We start from the raw sequence: 19,062 nt of genomic DNA, 5'->3' as shown, positions 1-19,062 counted from the left end.
TGAAGCCCAGCGTATCGGTCCCTCTCAGGGAACTCTCAGGACCGCATGGGAACATGGACGCATCAGGACCCGTTGACACGATGTGATGCACGAGGGGAGCGCACGATGACCGAGACCGCCGCACTGGAGGCCACGATCGCTCCTGCCGCCGCGCCCGAACTCACGTGGGAGCGCATCGTCGAGGACCACTCGGCCCGCGTCTACCGCCTCGCGTATCACCTCACGGGCAACCAGCACGATGCCGAGGACCTCACGCAGGACGTGTTCGTGCGCGTCTTTAACTCGCTCTCGCAGTACAAGCCGGGCACGTTCGAGGGCTGGCTGCACCGCATCACGACCAACCTGTTCCTCGACCGCATGCGCCGCAAGAAGCGCATCCGCTTCGACTTCATGGCCGACGACGACTCCGCGGTCGCGACCTCGGACAGCTTCGACCGCCACGAGCGTTCCGGCCAGCCCGAAGACGCCTTCGACATGTCGAACCTCGGCGACGACATCATCGCCGCGCTCGCGGACCTCCCGCCGGAGTACCGTGCCGCCGTGGTGCTCGCGGACATCGAGGGGCTCTCGTACGAGGAGATCGCGGCGACGCTCGGCATCAAGATGGGCACGGTGCGCTCGCGCCTGTCCCGCGCCCGCGCCCGGCTCCGTGAGTCGCTCGCTCACCGCGCCCCGATGCGAGGTGGCGTGTGAGCGGACGGCACCTGGGGGAGCGGATCCACGATCTGCTCGACAACCGACTCCCGAGGGATGCCGCGGCCGAGGCGATGGCTCACCTCGAGGAGTGCGCCGAGTGCTCCGCGCGCTGGGACGACCTTCGCCTCGCGCGTGAGGCCCTGAACTCGTCGGACGCCGGAATCGACATGTCCTTCGCCCGCAGCCTGCTGGACCGCGACCGGATCGCGCAGATCGCTCAGCACGAGAGCCCGCGCCACGCGCGCGCGGCCCGCGGACGCGACCGCCGTCCCGTGGTCCTCACGCTGTCCGTCGTGATCGTGCTCGCGGCGCTCGTGGGGGCGGCGTACGTCGCGGGCGAGCCCGACGACGTCGACCCGGGCCTCACGGCATCGTCGGAGGACGGCGTCCTCAGTGTCGCCCGCATCGATTCCCGGAGCATGCGCTCCGGGGACGAGCTGGGCGCATGGATCCACCCGGATTGGCAGTCGAGTGGATTCGAACCGGTCGAGGCGGCGCTCAAGGAGGTGCCCAATGGCTCTCCCGTGCTCGTCGCCACCCTGCTGAACGGCTCCGTGCCGGTGCTCGTCCTCGAGCAGCAGGGACGCCTCTCGCCCGAGCTCGTGGCTGACCTGCCGCTGGCCGATGTCGAGGGCGTCGACGCCTACGTGATCGGCACCTCGCCGTCACGAATCGTCTGGCAGGCGGGCGAGATCGTGGTGGCCCTGTCGTGCGACTGCGCACAGGGCACTCTTGAAGAGGTGGCGGCCGCGTTCCCGCAGGACGACGAGCCAGGGTTCGTCGACCAAGTCATGGCCGGCATGGGCGTCTTCGCCGACGCGCTGACCGGCCACTAGCCGCAAGGGATCCCCACGCATGAATGACAACCCCTTCGCGCCTCCGCGCGACCTGACGGCCTCGACTCCCGAGGCGCCTGCCACGACCACCGACCTCTCGCGGCCGACCCACGACACGGTCGAGCTGCCGTCCGCCGCGCCCGGCGCCTCCTTCTTCCCGCCCGCGGTGCCCCCCGCCGAGCCGGCCGCGTTTCCGCAGTCCCCGGCGACCCGCCCCGCGCGGCTGCGCCGCTCGACGGTCGCCGCGATCGTCGCGGGCTCTCTCGTGCTTGGCGCGGGCGCCGGCTTCGGCGGCGCATGGGCCTACGACGAGTTCGGCCCCTCCTCCGCGTCCTCCGGCGCCGCTGCCACGCTGCCGCAGTCGGGCAACTCGACGATCTCGAGCACGGACTCCACCACGGTCGCCTCGGTTGCCGCCTCGGTGCTGCCCTCGGTGGTGTCGATCGAGAACCTTCAGGGCGGCCAGGTCGCCGGTGAGGGATCGGGCTTCATCATTCGCGAGGACGGCTACATCCTCACCAACAACCACGTCGTGTCGGGCTCCGACGGCGACACCGTGACGGTCGTGATGAGCGACGGCACCGAGTACGAGGGTGAGATCGTCGGCGCGACCGCCGACTACGACCTCGCCGTGGTCAAGATCGACGCGACCGGCCTCACGCCGCTCGTTCTCGGCGACTCCGACGCCATGGTCGTGGGTGACGACGTCATCGCCGTCGGATCCCCCCTCGGTCTCGAGGCCACCGTGACCACGGGAATCGTGTCCGCACTCCACCGGCCCGTGACGGCGGGTGACACCGAGTCCACCGCGTTCATCGACGCGATCCAGACGGACGCGGCGATCAACCCCGGCAACTCGGGCGGGCCGCTGCTCAATGCGCGCGGCGAGGTCATCGGCATCAACTCGGCCATCGCTTCGCTCGGCAGCTCCGCCAGCCAGTCCGGCTCGGTCGGGCTCGGCTTCGCGATCCCGTCGAACCAGGCGCGACGCACCGCCGAGGAGATCATCGCGACCGGCACCGCGACCTACCCCGTGGTGGGTGTCGTGCTCGACGGCACGTACACGGGAGAGGGCGTCAAGGTCGCCGACGAGGGCGGCGTCGCGTCGGGTGGTCCCGCCGACCTCGCTGGCATCGAGTCGGGAGACGTCATCACCGCGATCGACGGTCGCCCCATCACGCGCAGCGACGAGCTCGTGGTCGCGATCCGCGCGAAGGCCCCCGACGAGGACGTGGTCCTCACGGTCCGTCGCGGCGAGTCCGAACAGGACATCACCGTGACCCTCGTGGCCAACACCGAGGTCTCGTACGGCGACTCGGGTGAGCCCGAGGAGTCGGCGCCCGAGCAGTCCGGCCCCGACGGTGATGGCGGCATGCTCCCCGACCCGTCAGAATAGGGCGCATGCTGGACATCAACGGCGGGGAACTCCTCATCCTCGTGCTGGTCGCGATCCTCGTGGTCGGGCCCGAGCGGATGCCGGAGTACGCGCGCCAGTTGCGCAACCTCGTGATCAAGGGCCGCGACCTCGTGCAGTCGGGCAAGGCGACCCTCAAGCAGGAGGTGGGTGACGAGGTCGACTGGTCTCAGCTCGACCCGCGCCAGTACGACCCCCGCCGGATCGTCCGTGATGCGCTCGCCGAGCCGTCGCCGCCGCCCAGGGCGGCGGCTCCGCGCCCTCTACCCCCGCCCCCCGGCAAGGCGCCGTTCGATTCCGACGCCACCTAGGCATCGTCCCGTCCCCCGGGACGATGCCGGGGCCGGGTGGCTGCGGGCGGGGCGGTCCGAGCCGCTCCCGTTCTTTGGAACAATGGGCGCATGACCCGCGTGTTCTCGGCCATGCAGCCGACCTCCGACTCCCTCCACCTTGGCAACTACCTGGGCGCGCTGGTCGAGTGGGTCAAGCTCCAGGACACCCACGACGCCATCTACTCCGTGGTCGATCTGCACGCGCTCACCCAGGCGCCCGAGCCGGAGCTGCTGCGGTCGCGGACGCGCCGCACCGCGGCCCAGTACCTCGCGGCCGGTGTGGATCCGGAGCGCTCCCTGTGCTTTGTGCAGTCCCACGTGCCGCAGCACGCGGAGCTCTCCTGGATCCTCAGCACCTTCACGGGCATGGGCGAGGCGTCGCGCATGACCCAGTTCAAGGACAAGGCGCAGAAGACGGGCGAGTCCGGCGCGAACGTGGGCCTGTTCACCTACCCGATCCTCATGGCCGCCGACATCCTGCTGTACGACACCGACGTGGTGCCGGTGGGGGAGGACCAGCGCCAGCACCTCGAGCTGTCGCGCGACCTCGCGCAGCGCATCAACGGGCGGTTCGGCGAGGGAACGGTCATGGTGCCCGAGGCGCACATCGTCAAGGAGACGGCCAAGATCTACGACCTGCAGGACCCGGTCAAGAAGATGTCGAAGTCGACCGGCAATCCCAAGGGCATCATCGAGATGCTCGACGACCCGAAGAAGGTCGCCAAGAACATCAAGTCGGCCGTCACCGACCTCGACTCCGTGATCCGCTTCGACCGCGAGGCCAAGCCCGGTGTGTCGAACCTGCTGACGATCTACTCCGCGCTCACGGGTCGTGATGTCGACGGCCTGGTCGCGGAGTACGAGGGCCGCATGTACGGACACCTCAAGGTCGACCTCGCCGACGTCGTCGTCGCGTACCTCACGCCGTTCCACGACGCCGCGATGGAATGGATCGAGTCCCCCGAGCGGTTGGACGGGGTGCTGGCCCAGGGCGCCGCGAAGGCATCGACCATCGCCCAGGCCACGCTGGACCGGATCTACGACCGGCTGGGGCTGCTGCCTCCGCTGCATCGATAGGGGGAGCATGACGAGCGGTACCGACCTCAAGGACAAGGCGGGCACCCTCGTCGCACGCGGCAAGGCGCTCAAAGAGCGCTTTGACGCGAGCCACGCGGGACGCACGCTCGAGCGCATGAAGGACCGCAACGGCATGGTCCTCGCGGGGGGCATCGCGTACTTCTCGCTGACCTCGATCGCCGCCGCGCTCGTGATCGGCGTCACCGCGTCCAGCTACCTGGTGCAGAACAACCGCGCGTGGAACGAGGCCTTCTACTCGTTCATCGACGGAGTGCTGCCCGGAGTGGTCGGCACGGGCGAGGACGCCCTCGTGGATCCCTCCGCGATCCGCCCGCAGACCATCACGGGAATCGTGGGAGTCGTGGGCCTGTTGCTGCTTCTCAATACCGCGACGCGCTACCTGGGGGGCATGCGCCTGGGCGTGAGGGCGATGCTCGGCGGGGACCTCGCGGGCCCCGTCCAGGGCAAGGTGCGCGACCTTATCGCGCTGTTCTCGCTGTTCGTGGTCGTGGTGCTCGGCTTCGCGCTGCAGGTGCTTGCGTCGCGGTTCGCGGAGGCGCTCGCGGACCTCGTGTCGATCGAGCTCGTGTCGGAGTGGATCGTGCGCGGGCCGGCGCTGTTCGTGGGGGTGCTACTCGACGCCGCCTTCGTGGCGCTCGCGATCGTGGTGTTGGGTCGCTATGAGGGACCGCGCAGGCCCCTCCTGTGGACGCTCGCGGCGACGGCGGTCGCGATCGGGACGCTGCGACTGGGTGTGTCTTATGTGGTCGGCGGCGTGGCTGACAATCCCGTGCTGGGCTCGTTCGCCGCGCTCGTGTCGATCATGATCTTTGCGGACTTCGTGGCGAGGATCGTGCTCATGGGTGCGGCGTGGCTCGGCACACGCGAGGAGTCGCAGGCGACATCCTGACCCGCCGCGACGTCCTGACCTGCCGTACCCCTGTCGCACGTCACACCTTTCGCGACCGGTGTCGCGCGGTTCCCGCACGGCGCGGGCAGTGCTTAGATCTCGCCGGTCGTGAGCGCCTTCTTGACCTCGGAGATCGCCTTGGTCACCTCGATGCCGCGCGGGCAGGCCTCGGTGCAGTTGAACGCCGTGCGGCACTTCCACACGCCGGCCTTGTCGTTGAGGATCTCGAGGCGGTCCCACTGACCCTCGTCGCGAGAGTCGAAGATGAACCGATGCGCGCCGACGATCGCCTGGGGGCCGAAGTACTGGCCATCGGTCCAGAACACCGGGCACGACGTGGTGCACGCGGCACACATGATGCACTTGGTCGTGTCGTCGAAGCGCTGGCGCTCCTCGGGGGACTGCAGCCGCTCGCGCGTGGGCGCGTTGCCCGTGGTCATGAGGAACGGCATGATCTCGCGGTAGGAGGCGAAGAACGGCTCCATGTCGACGATCAGGTCCTTCTCGACCGGCAGGCCCTTGATGGGCTCGACGATGATGGGCTTGGCCGGGTTGAGGTCCTTGAGTAGCGTCTTGCATGCCAGGCGGTTGCGCGCGTTGATACGCATCGCGTCGGATCCGCACACGCCGTGCGCGCACGAGCGACGGAACGCGAGCGAGCCGTCCTGCTCCCACTTGATCTTGTGGAGGGCGTCGAGCACGCGGTCGGTGGCGTGCGCCTCGATCTCGAACTCCTGCCAGTATGCCTCTCCCGGCGCATGGTCCGCGGTGCCCTCGGGGTTCGACCGCAGGATCCGGAGCTTCACCTGAATGGACGCGACCTCGCCCACGGCGGGGGTCTCGACAGTCGCCGTCATGTCAGTACTTCCTCTCCATGGGCTGGTACTTGGTGATCACCACGGGCTTGGTGTCGAGCCGCACACCGTCGGGCGTCGCATAGGCCATCGTGTGGTGGAGGAAGCGCTCGTCGTCGCGCGTGGGGAAGTCCTCGCGGTAGTGGCCGCCGCGGGACTCCTCGCGAGCGAGCGCACCCTCGACCACGACCTCGGCGATCTCGAGCAGGAAGCCCAGCTCGATCGCCTCGAGCAGGTCCGTGTTGAAGCGGCGCCCGCGGTCGTGGATCGCGACGGACTCGTAGCGCTTCTTGAGCTCGGCGACCACGCCGCGCGCCTCCTCGAGCGAGGCCGCGTCGCGGAACACCTGGACGTTGCGGTCCATGGTCTCCTGGAGGGCCTTGCGGACGTCGGCCACGCGCGCGGTGCCCTCGCCGCCCACGGTCCCCAAGAGACGGGTGACGATGCCCTCGACCCTGGCCGCGGCATCGTCCCGCAAGACGGGGGCGGCCTCCACGGAGGCCGCGTACTCGGCGGCGGCGATTCCCGCGCGGCGGCCGAACACGTTGATGTCGAGCAGCGAGTTGGTGCCCAGCCGGTTGGCGCCGTGGACGGACACGCACGCGCATTCCCCGGCGGCGTAGAGGCCCTTGACGACGTCGGTGTTGTTGCGCAGCACCTCGCCCTTCACCGTGGTGGGGATGCCACCCATCGCGTAGTGCGCGGTGGGGTAGACCGGCACCGGCTCGGTGTACGGCTCGACGCCCAGGTAGGTGCGCGCGAACTCGGTGATATCAGGGAGCTTCTCGTCGATGTGGGCGGGCTCGAGGTGCGTGAGATCGAGCAATACGTAGTCCTTGTGGGGACCCGCGCCGCGGCCCTCGCGAACCTCGTTGGCCATCGCACGCGCGACCATGTCGCGCGGCGCGAGGTCCTTGATGGTGGGGGCGTAGCGCTCCATGAAGCGCTCGCCCTCGGAGTTGCGCAGGATTCCGCCCTCGCCGCGCGCGGCCTCGGACAGCAGGATGCCCAGGCCCGCGAGGCCCGTCGGGTGGAACTGGAAGAACTCCATGTCCTCGAGCGGGAGCCCGGCGGTGAGCGCGATGCCCATGCCGTCGCCCGTGAGCGTGTGCGCGTTCGACGTCGTCTTGAAGATCTTGCCTGCGCCGCCGGTCGCGAAGATCACGGACTTCGCGCGGAAGGTGTGCACCTCGCCCGTCGACAGCTCGAGAGCGACCACGCCCGCCACCGCGACCTCCTCGCCGGGGCCGGCCTGCTGAGGGTCGCCGTCGAGGATGAGGTCGAGCACGTAGTACTCGTTGAAGAACTCGACCTCCTGCTTGATGCACTGCTGGTAGAGCGTCTGCAGGATCATGTGGCCCGTGCGGTCGGCGGAGTAGCACGCGCGCCGCACGGCGGCCTCGCCATGGTTGCGGGTGTGACCGCCGAAGCGGCGCTGGTCCACCTTGCCGTCGGGCGTGCGGTTGAAGGGCAGGCCCATCTTCTCGAGGTCGAGCACCGCGTCGATCGCCTCGTTGCACAGGATCTCCGCGGCGTCCTGGTCCACCAGGTAGTCGCCACCCTTGATCGTGTCGAACACGTGCCACTCGGCCGAGTCGTCCTCGACGTTGGCAAGGGCCGCGGCCATGCCGCCCTGAGCCGCTCCGGTGTGCGAGCGCGTGGGGTAGAGCTTGGTGAGCACCGCGGTGCGGGCCCGCTGAGAGCTCTCCAGGGCGGCTCGCATGCCGGCGCCGCCGGCGCCGACGATGACGACGTCGTACTCGTGGTGGGTCATAGCCGTCCAAGTTCCTTGCAGAGTTCGATGTTCAGGAGTTCGGGATCCGTCCCAGTCGGGCACGGGTCGAACGTGAAGATGACCAGGCTACCGAGGACGATGATGCCGATGACCGCCACCCCGAGCGCGCCGTGCAGGAGCTTCTTCATCCACGGGCGCTGCGCGTAGTCGTTGATGAGCAGGCGCATGCCGTTGCCGCCGTGCAGCATCGCGAGCACCAGCATCGTGAGGTCCCAGATCTTCCACAGCGGTGCGGCCCACTTGCCCGCGACGAACGCGAAGTCGATCTGGTTGACCCCGTCGCCCGTCATGAGGTTGATGAAGAGGTGCGTGAGGATCAGGACCACGAGAAGGGGCCCCGACAGGCGCATGAAGCGCCACGACCACTGCTCCGCGCCGGGGCGAAGGCGGCCCGAGCGGACCTGGGGCTCCTTGAGGCGCGGCGCGCGGGGGGCGGGCTGTGCCGGCTGTGCGGTGGTCATCAGGCACCCCCGAAGACGTGTCCGAGGTGGCGGACGAGGAACGGCACCATGAGGATCGCGAACAGCACCCACACGGCCCACACGAGCTGCTTCTGGTGGCGCAGCGCCCACGTCGAGTGGTCGACCGCGATGATGCGCAGTCCGTTGAACGCGTGCAGCAGGATGGCCGCGACCAGCCCCGCCTCGACGAGCCCGTAGATCGGGGTCTTGTAGCTGCCGATGACCTCGTTGTAGGCCTCGGGCGACACCCGGACAAGGGCCGTGTCCAACACGTGGACAAGCAGGAAGAAGAAGATGGCGACGCCCGTCACGCGATGGACGACCCACATCCACATGCCTTCATGGCCTCGATAGAGCGTTGTCGTGGGGGACACGGTTCTCCTTCGAACTCAACCGGGTATGTCGCTCATCCTAATGTGGTCCCCATGACCTCCGAGCACAGCGCGCCAGCGTCCGGCGAGACTCCGTCGGCGACCGAGATCGACGACCTCGTCATCGTGATCCCCGCGGGGGGAGTGGGCTCGCGGCTGTGGCCGCTGTCACAGCCTCACCGGCCCAAGTTCCTGCTCGATCTGCTGGGCACGGGGGCGACCCTCATTCAGGACACGGTCGCGCGCGTGCGCCCGCTGTCGAGCCGGGTGCTGGTGGTGACGGGGGAGCGGCACGTCGACGCCGTGGCCGGCCAGCTCGACCTGCCCCGCGAGGACCTGCTCACCGAGCCCAGCCCGCGCGACTCGATGGCCGCGATCGCGCTCGCGGCGGCGGTGGTCGAGCATCGGTGGGGGCCGCGGGTCATCGGATCCTTCGCGGCGGACCACCTCATCCCCGACGCCGCGTCCTTTCGTGCGACGGTCGCGCGGGCGGTCGAGGTCGCGCGCGAGGGCAAGGTCGTCGTGATCGGTATCGAGCCCACCGAGCCCTCGACCGCCTTCGGCTACATCGAGATGGGAGAGGCGCTCACCGGCGCGGCGCGCCATGTGGTCGCGTTCACGGAGAAGCCCGACGCCGAGACCGCGGCGGGAATGCTCGCGCGCGGCGGCTTCGCGTGGAACGCGGGGATGTTCGTCGTGAGGACCGATGCCCTGCTGGGCCACCTCGACCGGCTGCAGCCCGCGCTCGCGGCAGGGGTGAGGGAGATCGCCGCCGCGTGGGACGGGCCCGCTCGCGCCGAGGTGCTCGCGCGCGTGTGGCCCACGCTGACCCGCATCGCGATCGACCACGCGATCGCCGAACCCGTGGCGGCCGCGGGCGGCGTGGCCGTGGTGCCCGCGACCTTCGAGTGGCACGACGTGGGCGACTTCGACTCGCTCGCGGAGCTCTCGGGCGTCGCGGGAACCGCCGTGAGCATCCACCGCACCGCGCCCGTCGGCGCCGTGGGCGCCGCGGGGGCGCTCGTCGTGGGGGGCACCAAGCCCGTGGTGATCGTGGGGGTGGACGATGCCGTGGTGGTCGAGTCGGACGAGGCCCTGCTGGTCACGGTGCGGTCCGCGGCCCAGCGCGTGAAGGACGCGTCCGCCTCGCTCGAAACGGCGTGAACGATACCCAATCGTTGCCTGGACGCAACATCGGCGCCGTCCCGCGTAACACAACCGCGCGTACGATAACGCTTACACCCAGCCCGGCGACCGCCGGGCAGAAGAGAGGGAAACACCTGATGAAGAACATCATCCGTGTGGGCGCGCTGACCGCCGTGTCGGCGCTCGTGCTGGCTGCCTGCGCCTCGGCGCCCGAGGAGGAGCCCGCTGCTTCGTCCTCCGCCACGGCCGGCGGCGAGACGCCCGTGGAGACCGTCGACTACCGCCCCTGCATGGTCTCGGACGCGGGCGGCTTCGACGACAAGTCGTTCAACCAGGCCGGCTACGAGGGCCTGGTGTCGATCTCCGAGGAGCTCGGCCTGGAGTACAACACCGTTGAGTCGCAGGACGGCAACGAGTACGGCCCGAACATCGACGCGCTCGTGGCCGACGGCTGCGACCTGATCGTCACGGTGGGCTTCCTCCTGGGTGACGCGACCGCCGCTGCGGCCGCCGCGAACCCCGACACCAACTTCGCGATGATTGACAACGCGTTCGACGAGCCGGTCGACAACGTCAAGCCGATCCTCTTCAGCACCAACGAGGCCGCGTTCCTCGCGGGCTACGCCGCAGCGGCCACCACCGCGACCGGCACCGTGGCGACCTTCGGCGGCATCAACATCCCGCCGGTCACTGTCTTCATGGACGGCTTCTACCGCGGCGTTAACTACTTCAACGAGACCACCGGCGGCGACGTCACGGTGCTCGGCTGGGACGGCACCGACGGCTCGTTCACCGGTGACTTCGAGGACGCCACCAAGGGCCAGAACCTCACGCAGGGCTTCATCGACCAGGGTGCGGACATCATCCTCCCTGTCGCGGGCCCCGTGGGCCTCGGCGCCGCCGCCGCCGCGCAGGCGGCCGGTGACACCTGGATCATCGGTGTCGACTCCGACTGGACGCTCACCGCGCCCGAGTACAGCGACATCATCCTCACCTCGATCATGAAGAACATGGGCCCCGCGGTCCACGACGTGGTCAACGAGGCTGCGGTGGGCGCCGGCTTCTCGGCCGAGGCCTACTTCGGCACGCTCGAGAACGAGGGTGTCGGCCTCGGCACCACCGCCTCGGTCGTGAGCGAGGACGTTCTCGCCGAGCTCGAGACCATCACGGCGGGCATCATCGACGGGTCGATCGCGACCTCCTAGTCGCGATTGACGACGGCCCGGGGGGCGCGTCACGGGTAGCCCCGTGGCGCGCCCCCCGGCTCGTCCCCCCCGGAGTACGCTCTGAAACACACCATCAAAGACGTGGAAGGACGCCCGTGAAACTCGAGCTCCGTGGCATCACCAAGAGGTTCGGTGACTTCACCGCGAACGACAAGATCGACCTCCTGGTCGAGCCGGGCTCCGTGCACGCGCTGCTCGGCGAGAACGGCGCCGGCAAGTCGACGCTCATGAACGTGCTGTTTGGCCTGTACGACGCCGACGAGGGCGAGGTGCTGCTCAACGACGAGCCCGTCGCCTTCGCCGGACCGGGAGACGCCATGGCCGCGGGAATCGGCATGGTGCACCAGCACTTCATGCTCGTGCACCCCTTTACCGTGGCCGAGAACGTCATGCTCGGTCACGAGGACGTGCGCGGGCCCGCGAAACTGCTCGACATCGATGCGGCGCGCGCCAAGGTGCGCGAGATCTCCGAGCGCTTCAACTTCAACGTGGACCCCGACGCGGTCATCGAGGACCTGCCCGTGGGTGCGCAGCAGCGCGTCGAGATCATCAAGGCACTGTCGCGCGACGCGCAGGTGCTCATCCTCGATGAGCCCACCGCCGTGCTCACCCCGCAGGAGACCGACGAGCTTCTCGGCATCGTGCGTCAGCTGCGCGACGCCGGCACCGCGGTGGTCCTCATCACCCACAAGCTGCGCGAGGTGAAGGCCGTCGCCGACACCATCACGGTGATCCGCCGCGGCAAGGTGGTCGGCACCGCCGAGCCCACCGCCTCGCAGGAGGAGCTGGCCTCGCTCATGGTCGGGCGCGCCGTCACGATGCGCGTGGACAAGACCGACGCCACACCCGGCGAGACGATGCTGGAGGTCGACGGCCTCACCGTCATCGACGAGGCCGGCGTGGTGCAGCTCGCTGGCGTGTCCTTCGACGTCAAGGCGGGCGAGATCCTCGCGATCGCCGGCGTCCAGGGCAACGGCCAGACGGAGCTCACGGAGGCCCTGCTCGGGGTGGTCAAGCCCGAGGCGGGCATCGCGCGCCTCGACGGCGAGGTCATTACGGGCCGGCCGATCAAGGACGTGCTCCACGCCGGGATCGGGTTCGTGCCCGAGGACCGCACCGAGGACGGAATCGTCGCGACGATGACCATCGCGAACAACCTCATCCTCGACCTGCACGACCGGCCGCCGTACGCCAAGGGCATCGCGCTGCAGCCCGGAGTCATTGCTGACGAGGCACGCAAGCACGTCGAGCAGTTCGACGTGCGTGCCACGTCGATCGACCAGACCGCGGGCTCGCTGTCGGGAGGCAATCAGCAGAAGGTGGTGCTCGCGCGCGAGCTCTCGCGCCAGCTCAAGCTGCTCATCGCGTCGAACCCCACGCGCGGCCTCGACGTCGGCTCGATCGAGTTCGTCCACAAGCGGATCGTCGCGGAGCGCGACGCAGGCGCCGCGGTGATCATCGTGAGCGCGGAGCTCGACGAGGTCGTCGCGCTCGCCGACCGCATTGCGGTCATGTACCACGGCAAGATCGTCGGCATCGTCTCGCCCGACACCGACCGCGACACGCTCGGCCTCATGATGGCCGGCGCACTGGAGGAGGAGGCCGCGTGAGCGCCACGACGGAGGCTCCGGCCACGCCGGAGAAGGACCGCGACGCGCGCGGAATGCTCAAGGAGATCGTCGAGAGCCAGACGCTCGTCGTCATCCTCGCGATTGTCGCCTCGCTCATCCTCGGCAGCGTGCTCATCGTGATCGCCTCGGCGGAGGTGCGCGAGGCCGCCGTCTACTTCTTCTCGCGGCCGGGCGACACGTTCGCTGCCATCGGCGATGCGGTCGTGGGCGCGTACCAGGCGATGTTCCAGGGAGCGGTGTTCAACTCGAACGGCAACAGCTTCGCGGCGCAGATCAAGCCCTTCACGCAGACCCTCACCGTGGCCACCCCGCTGATCTTCGCGGGACTCGGCCTCGGCATCGGCTTCCGTGCGGGCCTGTTCAACATCGGCGCGCAGGGACAGATCGTGATCGGCGCGACGCTGGGTGGCTTCATCGGCTGGACGTGGGAGCTCCCCGCGGGACTCCACTTGCTGGTTGCGGTGATCGGCTGCGTCGTGGGTGGCGCGCTGTGGGGCTTCATCCCCGGCATCCTCAAGGCGCGCACCGGTGCGCATGAGGTCATCACGACCATCATGCTCAACTACATCGCGCTCAACCTGGTGGCGTTCCTGCTCACCAAGGATGCATTCCAGCGCCCCGGCTCGGACAACCCGCAGTCGCCGCTCATTCACGAGACCGCGGAGTATCCGCTGATCCTCGGCGAGCAGTTCCCGCTTCACCTGGGCTTCCTGATCGCGCTCGCGGCCGCTGCGGGCGTGTGGTGGCTCATGGAGCGGTCGACGCTGGGCTTCCAGTTCCGCGCGGTGGGTGCCAACCCGTCCGCGGCGCGCACGGCGGGCATGAGCGTCGCCAAGGCGTACATCCTGGTGATGACCCTCGCGGGTGCCCTCGCGGGTCTCGCAGGCTCCGCGCAGATCCTCGGCACCGAGAAGTCGCTGACGACCGATGTCGCCGCCTCGTTCGGCTTCGACGCGATCACCGTCGCGCTGCTGGGACGCTCGCGTCCCGTGGGCACCGTGATGGCGGCGATCCTGTTCGGCGGGCTGCGGGCCTCTGGCCCCGCGCTGCAGGTCCAGGCGGGCCTGCCGGTGGACATCGTGCTCGTCATCCAGTCGCTCATCGTGCTGTTCATCGCGGCCCCGCCGCTCGTGAGATTCCTCTTCAGGCTCCCGACCCCGACGAACGTCAAGGAGGTGGCGGCGTGACCACCACTGTTGCCGAGCCCATCGCGGCCGCACCCGCCGTCCCCGTCCTGGCGCGCAAGCTGCGCGCGCCGATCACGCTGGGTGCCGTGGGCCTGCTGTCCCTGCTGTTCCTGGGCTTCGGAACCTCGTCGGGCGAGGAGACCACCTTCGCGGTGGCGCGGTCCACTGACTTCTTCCAGATCTCCACGTGGACCGTGCCGTCCCAGCCGACGGCGATCCTGCTGTCGGTCGTCGCACTCGCGCTGTCGGGCGTGGCGTTCTGGCTCGCATGGAACCGTCGCACCATCCCGTGGTACCTCTACGTCGGGTTCGGCTTTGCCGTGATCACCGCGCTCCTCACGTGGGCCGGTGCGGGCAAGGAGGGCACGTCGATGCAGATCACGGGCCTGCTGATCGGCTCCGTGTTCCTGGCCACTCCGCTCGTGTTCGGCTCTCTCGCCGGCACCCTGTGCGAGCGCTCGGGCATCATCAACATCGCGATCGAGGGTCAGCTGCTCGCCGGCGCCTTCCTCGCGGCGGTCGTGACGGGCTACGTGTCGAACGCCTCAGGCTCGCGGGAGCTGGGCGCGTACGCGGGACTCATCGCCGCGCCTCTCGCCGGCGCCCTCGTGGGCGCCGCGCTGTCGCTGTTCGCCGTCCGCTACTGGGTCGACCAGATCGTGGTCGGCGTCGTGCTCAACGTGCTCGTGATCGGCGTGACGAACTTCCTCTTCGGCACCCTCCTGCGCGAGAACACCGAACTCAACCAGGCCATCGGCCTGCCGCGACTGCCCATCCCGCTGCTCCACCAGATCCCGATCATCGGGCCCGTGCTGTTCAATTCGAACGCGCTGGTGTACCTCATGTACGTCATCGTGATCGTGCTGCACATCATGCTGTTCAAGTCGCGCTGGGGTCTGCGCGTGCGCGCCGTCGGCGAGCACCCGCGTGCCGCGGACACCGTGGGCATCAAGGTCAACCGCACGCGCGTGCGCAACACCATCCTGGGCGGCGCGATCGCCGGACTGGGTGGTGCGTTCTTCACCGTCGCGAACGGCCTCGCGTTCGGCAAGGAGATGACGGGCGGCAAGGGATTCATCGCGCTGGCCGCGATGATCCTGGGCCGGTGGAGCCCCAAGGGGGCGCTCGCCGCCGCCCTGCTCTTCGGCTTCGCCGACTCGCTGCGCGAGCAGTTCGGCATCGTCGGCACCGCGATCCCGTCGCAGTTCCTCGCGATGTTGCCGTACCTCGCGACCATCTTCGCCGTCGCCGGACTCGTGGGCCACGCTCGCCCGCCTGCCGCCGAGGGCAAGCCGTACAAGAAGTAGGCCATGGATATCGACTGGGACCTCCTCCGTGCCAAGGCGCGCGAGGCGAATGCGCGCGCGTACGTGCCGTACTCGACGTTCAAGGTGGGGGCGGCGGCCCTCACCGACACCGGCGAGATCGTCACGGGCGCGAACGTCGAGAACGCGAGCTACGGGCTCACGCTGTGCGCCGAATGCGCACTCGTGTCGAAGCTGCACACGGACGCGCTGGGCAGCAGGCTGATCGCGTTCGCGTGCGTCGACGCCGCGGGTGCGCCGCTGCAGCCCTGCGGGCGGTGCAGGCAGTTGCTGTACGAGTTCGGCGGCCCCGGGCTGCTGATCGACGGCCCTGACGGCACCCTCACGCTGGACGACCTTCTTCCGTGGGCCTTCGGGCCCCAACACCTCGAGGAGCACTGATGGCCGAGCGCCACGACGCCGTCGACGTCATTCGCGTCAAGCGAGACGGCGGCACCCTGACCGACGACCAGATCGACTGGGTCGTCGACGCGTACACGCGCGGCGTGGTCGCGGACGAGCAGATGAGCTCCCTCGCGATGGCGATCCTGCAGCGTGGCATGAGCCGCGCGGAGATCGCGCGATGGACCCAGGCGATGATCAACACGGGGGAGCGGCTCGACTTTTCTTCGCTGTCGCGACCCACCGCGGACAAGCATTCGACGGGTGGCGTGGGCGACAAGATCACGCTTCCGCTCGCGCCGCTCGTGGCCGCGTGCGGCGTCGCGGTGCCGCAGTTGTCGGGCCGCGGGCTCGGCCACACCGGCGGCACGCTCGACAAGCTCGAGTCGATCCCCGGCTGGCGCGCCGCGTTGTCCAACGACGAGATGCTGCGCCAGCTCGAGGACGTCGGCGCGGTCATCTGCGCCGCGGGCTCGGGCCTCGCGCCGGCCGACAAGAAGCTCTATGCGCTGCGCGATGTCACCGGAACGGTCGAGGCCATCCCGCTCATCGCATCGTCCATCATGTCCAAGAAGATCGCCGAGGGCACCGGCGTGCTGGTGCTCGACGTCAAGGTGGGCACGGGCGCGTTCATGAAGGACCGCGCGCAGGCGCTCGAACTCGCGCGCACCATGGTCGACCTGGGCACCGACGCGGGCGTGGTGACGTCCGCGCTCCTCACGGACATGTCCACGCCGCTGGGACGCGGAATCGGCAACGGCCTCGAGGTGACGGAGTCCGTCGAGGTGCTCGCCGGCGGCGGACCCGCTGACGTCGTCGAGCTCACGCTCGCGCTTGCTCGCGAGATGCTGGTGGGCGCGGGGGTCACGGACGTCGACCCCGCCGACGCGCTGAGGGACGGCCGCGCGATGGACGCCTGGCGACGGATGATCGCCGCGCAGGGAGGCGACCCGGACGCGACGATGCCGGCCGCGCCGCACGTCGAGGAGGTGCGGGCGGAGCGCGACGGCGTGATCACGCGCATGGACGCCCTGGGAGTGGGCATCGCCGCGTGGCGCCTGGGCGCGGGCCGGGCCCGCAAGGAGGACCCCGTGCAGGCCTCCGCGGGCGTGTTCCTGCACAAGGTCGTGGGCGACGAGGTCAAGGCGGGCGACGTCATCATGACGCTGCACACCGAGACCGAGGACCGCATGCCTCGTGGGCTGGCCGCTCTCGCGGAGGCGTGCGACGGCGCGGGCACTCTCGACATCACCCCCGGTGGTTCGGTCACGCGCGAGATCATCCTCGACTCCGTCGGCGCTCACACCCGCTAGATGGCCTGGAATGTGACGGCCGCGGCGGCGCGCGCAGGCGCGCTGCTGCGGATCACGCCCCGGCGCCCCGCGGAGGACCTCGACGGCCCCGGTGGCACGGCCGGTTCGGCCGATGGGGCGGCGCCGGAGGGCCTCTTCGCGCGCGCGTTCTCGAGGGCCGTGGAGGCCGCGAGTCCCGCCGATGCGAAGGCGCTCGGCGTCGCGCACGAGCAGATGGGGGCCGATGCCGCGGTGCTCGACAGGGCCGTCGCGTCGGGCGCCCCGATCCCCGCCGTCGCGGCCCTCGCCGGCGTGTGGGAGACGCTCGCGCCCGAGTCGCGCGGCATCGTCGCTCATCCCGCGGGGGCGGGTGACGGTGCGGTGATGTGGGCGGGAGTGCGTGCGCGCCAGGTCGACCAGACCACATGCGGCGCCGCGGTCATGGGCCTCATGCTCATGACGGGTGACCCGTTCGTGGCGCTGTGGGTCGCGACGGGACGATCCCTGGGCGCCTACGTGCCCCCCGAGGCGTTGCACGCGGAGGCGGAGGGCTTCGAGACGCTCACGATCGAGGAGCGCTGGCATGCGCTCCAGCGGGTGCTGCACGCGCAGACCACCGCGAGCGCGCTGGGGCCCGTCGCGTGGCCGCGATCGCTGGGCACTCCGCCGTGGAAGGTCGACGACCGCACGCGCTTTGCCGGGCTGCGGTTCCGCGGCAGCCTGGTCGACGACTCGTCTCCCGCCGCGCTCGCGCCGTTGCTCGCGCACGCGAGGCGGGCGCTCGCGGACGGCATCCCGGTGCCGATGTTCACCTCCGGGGACGCGTCTCTCGGTCTCGCCACGGTCATCCCGCGCCACGTGGTGCTGCTCGTTGCGGACATGGGGGATGGCTTCCTGGTCTACGAGCCTGGCGCCGGCGCGGTCCTGCCGTTGTCGGACTCGGACCTGCGCCCCGACGCGGGCCGTCTGCCCGCCCTGGGGAACTGGACGCGCGCCGCATGGCTCGTCCTGCCGGTGCCGGCCCGTCGCGGCTAGCCTGGGCGCATGACCCTCACCCCGAACGAGATCCTGGCCCTGCCCAAGGTCGTCCTCCACGACCACCTCGACGGCGGACTGCGCCCGTCGACCCTCATCGAGCTCGCCGCCGAGATCGGCCACGAGCTTCCCTCGACCGACCCGGACGAGCTGGCCCGCATCTTCTCCGACAACGCCGACGCGGGTGACCTGGTGCGCTACCTCGAGGCCTTCGCCCACACCACCGCCGTGATGCAGTCGGCGGACAACCTGCGCCGGATCGCGCGTGAGGCCGTGGTCGACCTCGCCGCCGATGGCGTGATCTACGCCGAGCTTCGCTACGCCCCCGAGCAGCACGTCGCGGGCGGGCTCACGCTGCAGCAGGTGGTCGAGGCGGTCCAGGACGGCATCGAGGACGGCGTGTCCGAGGCTCTCGAGGCGGGGCACGCGATCCGCGCGGCCGCGATCCTCGACGCGATGCGCCACCTCGACCGCTCGCTCGAGATCGCGCAGCTCGCGCTCGACAACCGCGGTCGCTGCTGCGTGGCCTTCGACATCGCGGGTCCCGAGCTCGGTTTCCCCCCGGCGCACCACCGCGAGGCGTTCCAGCTGCTGCGCGAGAACCACATGCCCGTCACCATCCACGCGGGCGAGGCGGACGGAGCCGCGTCCGTGGGCGAGGCGCTTGGGCTCGGCTCCGCGCGACGCATCGGCCACGGCGTGCGGATTCACGAGGACATCGACGGCTTCGGGACGGACGAGGTCTCGTATGGAGTGATCGCTCAGCACGCACTCGACCAGCAGATCCCGCTCGAGTGCTGTCCCACCTCGAACGTCCAGACTGGGGCGGCGCCCTCGATCGCGGATCACCCCATGCACGAGCTGCGCGACCTCGGCTTCGCGGTCACCATCAACACGGACAACCGCCTGGTCTCCGGCGTGACGATGTCGTCGGAGTTCGGCGTGCTCGTCGAGGCCGGCTGGACCAAGGAAGACCTGTTCGAGGCGACCCTGGCCGCGGCGTGGGGCGCGTTCCTGCCCTACGACGAGCGCGCGGATCTCGCGGAGTCCGTCATCGAGGGCTACGGGATCGACCTTTAGCACGGGCCCGTGG

General features: G+C 69.8%; 19 protein-coding genes. 15 read left to right on the top strand and 4 right to left on the bottom strand.

Annotated elements, in window-relative coordinates:
* Positions 1-105 precede the first annotated feature (105 nt).
* The 6 genes from sigE to ABEA62_RS02210 all read left to right on the top strand — a co-directional run bounded on the left by sigE (position 106) and on the right by ABEA62_RS02210 (position 5,265).
* The gene (gene sigE, locus ABEA62_RS02235) at positions 106-693 is read left to right on the top strand and encodes an RNA polymerase sigma factor SigE (RefSeq protein WP_425557946.1); all 588 of its coding nucleotides are present in this window, start codon (positions 106-108) and stop codon (positions 691-693) included.
* Positions 690-1,532, top strand: a complete 843-nt coding sequence (locus ABEA62_RS02230) for an anti-sigma factor family protein (RefSeq protein ID WP_286213917.1) — start codon at positions 690-692, stop codon at positions 1,530-1,532. Before sigE ends, ABEA62_RS02230 begins: the two co-directional genes overlap by 4 nt.
* 19 nt (positions 1,533-1,551) lie before the next feature.
* Positions 1,552-2,928: a S1C family serine protease gene (locus ABEA62_RS02225; protein ID WP_345378354.1), complete on the top strand. Its 1,377-nt coding sequence runs from the start codon at positions 1,552-1,554 to the stop codon at positions 2,926-2,928.
* 5 nt (positions 2,929-2,933) lie between these two features.
* Positions 2,934-3,257, top strand: coding sequence for a twin-arginine translocase TatA/TatE family subunit (locus ABEA62_RS02220; protein WP_345378352.1), 324 nt, complete (start codon positions 2,934-2,936; stop codon positions 3,255-3,257).
* A 90-nt stretch (positions 3,258-3,347) separates the two neighbouring features.
* On the top strand, positions 3,348-4,355 hold the full coding sequence (gene trpS / locus ABEA62_RS02215) for a tryptophan--tRNA ligase (protein WP_286213913.1): 1,008 nt from the start codon (positions 3,348-3,350) through the stop codon (positions 4,353-4,355).
* 7 nt (positions 4,356-4,362) lie between these two features.
* A complete protein-coding gene (locus ABEA62_RS02210) occupies positions 4,363-5,265 on the top strand; it encodes a YihY/virulence factor BrkB family protein (protein WP_286213912.1) in 903 nt (300 codons plus the stop codon).
* Positions 5,266-5,357: 92 nt separating this feature from the next.
* Here ABEA62_RS02210 and ABEA62_RS02205 read toward each other — a convergent pair whose 3' ends face one another.
* Genes ABEA62_RS02205 through sdhC form a run of 4 tightly spaced genes read right to left on the bottom strand, consistent with a single transcriptional unit; the run spans position 5,358 to position 8,710 of the window.
* Positions 5,358-6,122: a succinate dehydrogenase iron-sulfur subunit gene (locus tag ABEA62_RS02205; RefSeq protein WP_286213911.1), complete on the bottom strand. Its 765-nt coding sequence runs from the start codon at positions 6,120-6,122 to the stop codon at positions 5,358-5,360.
* Position 6,123: 1 nt separating this feature from the next.
* Positions 6,124-7,893, bottom strand: coding sequence for a succinate dehydrogenase flavoprotein subunit (gene sdhA / locus ABEA62_RS02200; RefSeq protein WP_286213910.1), 1,770 nt, complete (start codon positions 7,891-7,893; stop codon positions 6,124-6,126).
* Complete coding sequence (locus ABEA62_RS02195; protein WP_345378346.1) at positions 7,890-8,375, bottom strand: succinate dehydrogenase hydrophobic membrane anchor subunit; 486 nt, start codon at positions 8,373-8,375, stop codon at positions 7,890-7,892. Before ABEA62_RS02195 ends, sdhA begins: the two co-directional genes overlap by 4 nt.
* Positions 8,375-8,710, bottom strand: coding sequence for a succinate dehydrogenase, cytochrome b556 subunit (sdhC, locus tag ABEA62_RS02190; RefSeq protein WP_425557957.1), 336 nt, complete (start codon positions 8,708-8,710; stop codon positions 8,375-8,377). The genes ABEA62_RS02195 and sdhC overlap by 1 nt, the downstream gene beginning before the upstream one ends.
* 90 nt (positions 8,711-8,800) lie before the next feature.
* On the opposite strand from sdhC, the gene ABEA62_RS02185 reads away from it, so the two are divergent.
* The 9 genes from ABEA62_RS02185 to ABEA62_RS02145 all read left to right on the top strand — a co-directional run bounded on the left by ABEA62_RS02185 (position 8,801) and on the right by ABEA62_RS02145 (position 19,049).
* A complete protein-coding gene (locus tag ABEA62_RS02185; RefSeq protein ID WP_345378344.1) occupies positions 8,801-9,910 on the top strand; it encodes a mannose-1-phosphate guanylyltransferase in 1,110 nt (369 codons plus the stop codon).
* A 119-nt stretch (positions 9,911-10,029) separates the two neighbouring features.
* Entirely contained in the window at positions 10,030-11,097 is a 1,068-nt protein-coding gene (locus ABEA62_RS02180) for a BMP family lipoprotein (protein ID WP_286213906.1), read from the top strand.
* Between the two features lie 116 nt (positions 11,098-11,213).
* Complete coding sequence (locus ABEA62_RS02175; protein ID WP_286213904.1) at positions 11,214-12,728, top strand: ABC transporter ATP-binding protein; 1,515 nt, start codon at positions 11,214-11,216, stop codon at positions 12,726-12,728.
* Positions 12,725-13,936, top strand: a complete 1,212-nt coding sequence (locus ABEA62_RS02170) for an ABC transporter permease (RefSeq protein WP_286213902.1) — start codon at positions 12,725-12,727, stop codon at positions 13,934-13,936. Before ABEA62_RS02175 ends, ABEA62_RS02170 begins: the two co-directional genes overlap by 4 nt.
* Positions 13,933-15,243, top strand: coding sequence for an ABC transporter permease (locus tag ABEA62_RS02165; RefSeq protein ID WP_286213901.1), 1,311 nt, complete (start codon positions 13,933-13,935; stop codon positions 15,241-15,243). The genes ABEA62_RS02170 and ABEA62_RS02165 overlap by 4 nt, the downstream gene beginning before the upstream one ends.
* 3 nt (positions 15,244-15,246) lie before the next feature.
* A complete protein-coding gene (locus ABEA62_RS02160; RefSeq protein WP_286213900.1) occupies positions 15,247-15,642 on the top strand; it encodes a cytidine deaminase in 396 nt (131 codons plus the stop codon).
* Complete coding sequence (locus ABEA62_RS02155) at positions 15,642-16,955, top strand: thymidine phosphorylase (protein WP_345378339.1); 1,314 nt, start codon at positions 15,642-15,644, stop codon at positions 16,953-16,955. The genes ABEA62_RS02160 and ABEA62_RS02155 overlap by 1 nt, the downstream gene beginning before the upstream one ends.
* Positions 16,956-17,969: a hypothetical protein gene (locus tag ABEA62_RS02150; protein ID WP_286213899.1), complete on the top strand. Its 1,014-nt coding sequence runs from the start codon at positions 16,956-16,958 to the stop codon at positions 17,967-17,969.
* A gap of 9 nt (positions 17,970-17,978) precedes the next feature.
* Positions 17,979-19,049 carry an adenosine deaminase gene (locus ABEA62_RS02145; protein WP_345378337.1) on the top strand — a complete coding sequence of 357 codons (1,071 nt, stop codon included), beginning with the start codon at positions 17,979-17,981 and terminating at the stop codon, positions 19,047-19,049.
* Positions 19,050-19,062: the final 13 nt, after the last annotated feature.

This window comes from Demequina sediminis (genome assembly GCF_039545075.1).
GTDB lineage: Bacteria > Actinomycetota > Actinomycetes > Actinomycetales > Demequinaceae > Demequina > Demequina sediminis.
The sequence above is the reverse complement of the archived record's forward strand: the minus strand, read 5'-3'. Positions and strand labels throughout refer to the sequence as shown.

What these genes read in the sequence shown, in the direction of transcription:
- sigE (WP_425557946.1), top strand. Translation starts at nt 106, where the DNA reads ATGACCGAGACCGCCGCACTGGAGGCCACGATCGCTCCTGCCGCCGCG.
- ABEA62_RS02225 (WP_345378354.1), top strand. Translation starts at nt 1,552, where the DNA reads ATGAATGACAACCCCTTCGCGCCTCCGCGCGACCTGACGGCCTCGACT.
- ABEA62_RS02220 (WP_345378352.1), top strand. Translation starts at nt 2,934, where the DNA reads ATGCTGGACATCAACGGCGGGGAACTCCTCATCCTCGTGCTGGTCGCG.
- trpS (WP_286213913.1), top strand. Translation starts at nt 3,348, where the DNA reads ATGACCCGCGTGTTCTCGGCCATGCAGCCGACCTCCGACTCCCTCCAC.
- ABEA62_RS02210 (WP_286213912.1), top strand. Translation starts at nt 4,363, where the DNA reads ATGACGAGCGGTACCGACCTCAAGGACAAGGCGGGCACCCTCGTCGCA.
- ABEA62_RS02205 (WP_286213911.1), bottom strand. Translation starts at nt 6,122, where the DNA reads ATGACGGCGACTGTCGAGACCCCCGCCGTGGGCGAGGTCGCGTCCATT.
- sdhA (WP_286213910.1), bottom strand. Translation starts at nt 7,893, where the DNA reads ATGACCCACCACGAGTACGACGTCGTCATCGTCGGCGCCGGCGGCGCC.
- ABEA62_RS02195 (WP_345378346.1), bottom strand. Translation starts at nt 8,375, where the DNA reads ATGACCACCGCACAGCCGGCACAGCCCGCCCCCCGCGCGCCGCGCCTC.
- sdhC (WP_425557957.1), bottom strand. Translation starts at nt 8,710, where the DNA reads ATGTGGATGTGGGTCGTCCATCGCGTGACGGGCGTCGCCATCTTCTTC.
- ABEA62_RS02185 (WP_345378344.1), top strand. Translation starts at nt 8,801, where the DNA reads ATGACCTCCGAGCACAGCGCGCCAGCGTCCGGCGAGACTCCGTCGGCG.
- ABEA62_RS02180 (WP_286213906.1), top strand. Translation starts at nt 10,030, where the DNA reads ATGAAGAACATCATCCGTGTGGGCGCGCTGACCGCCGTGTCGGCGCTC.
- ABEA62_RS02160 (WP_286213900.1), top strand. Translation starts at nt 15,247, where the DNA reads ATGGATATCGACTGGGACCTCCTCCGTGCCAAGGCGCGCGAGGCGAAT.
- ABEA62_RS02155 (WP_345378339.1), top strand. Translation starts at nt 15,642, where the DNA reads ATGGCCGAGCGCCACGACGCCGTCGACGTCATTCGCGTCAAGCGAGAC.
- ABEA62_RS02150 (WP_286213899.1), top strand. Translation starts at nt 16,956, where the DNA reads ATGGCCTGGAATGTGACGGCCGCGGCGGCGCGCGCAGGCGCGCTGCTG.
- ABEA62_RS02145 (WP_345378337.1), top strand. Translation starts at nt 17,979, where the DNA reads ATGACCCTCACCCCGAACGAGATCCTGGCCCTGCCCAAGGTCGTCCTC.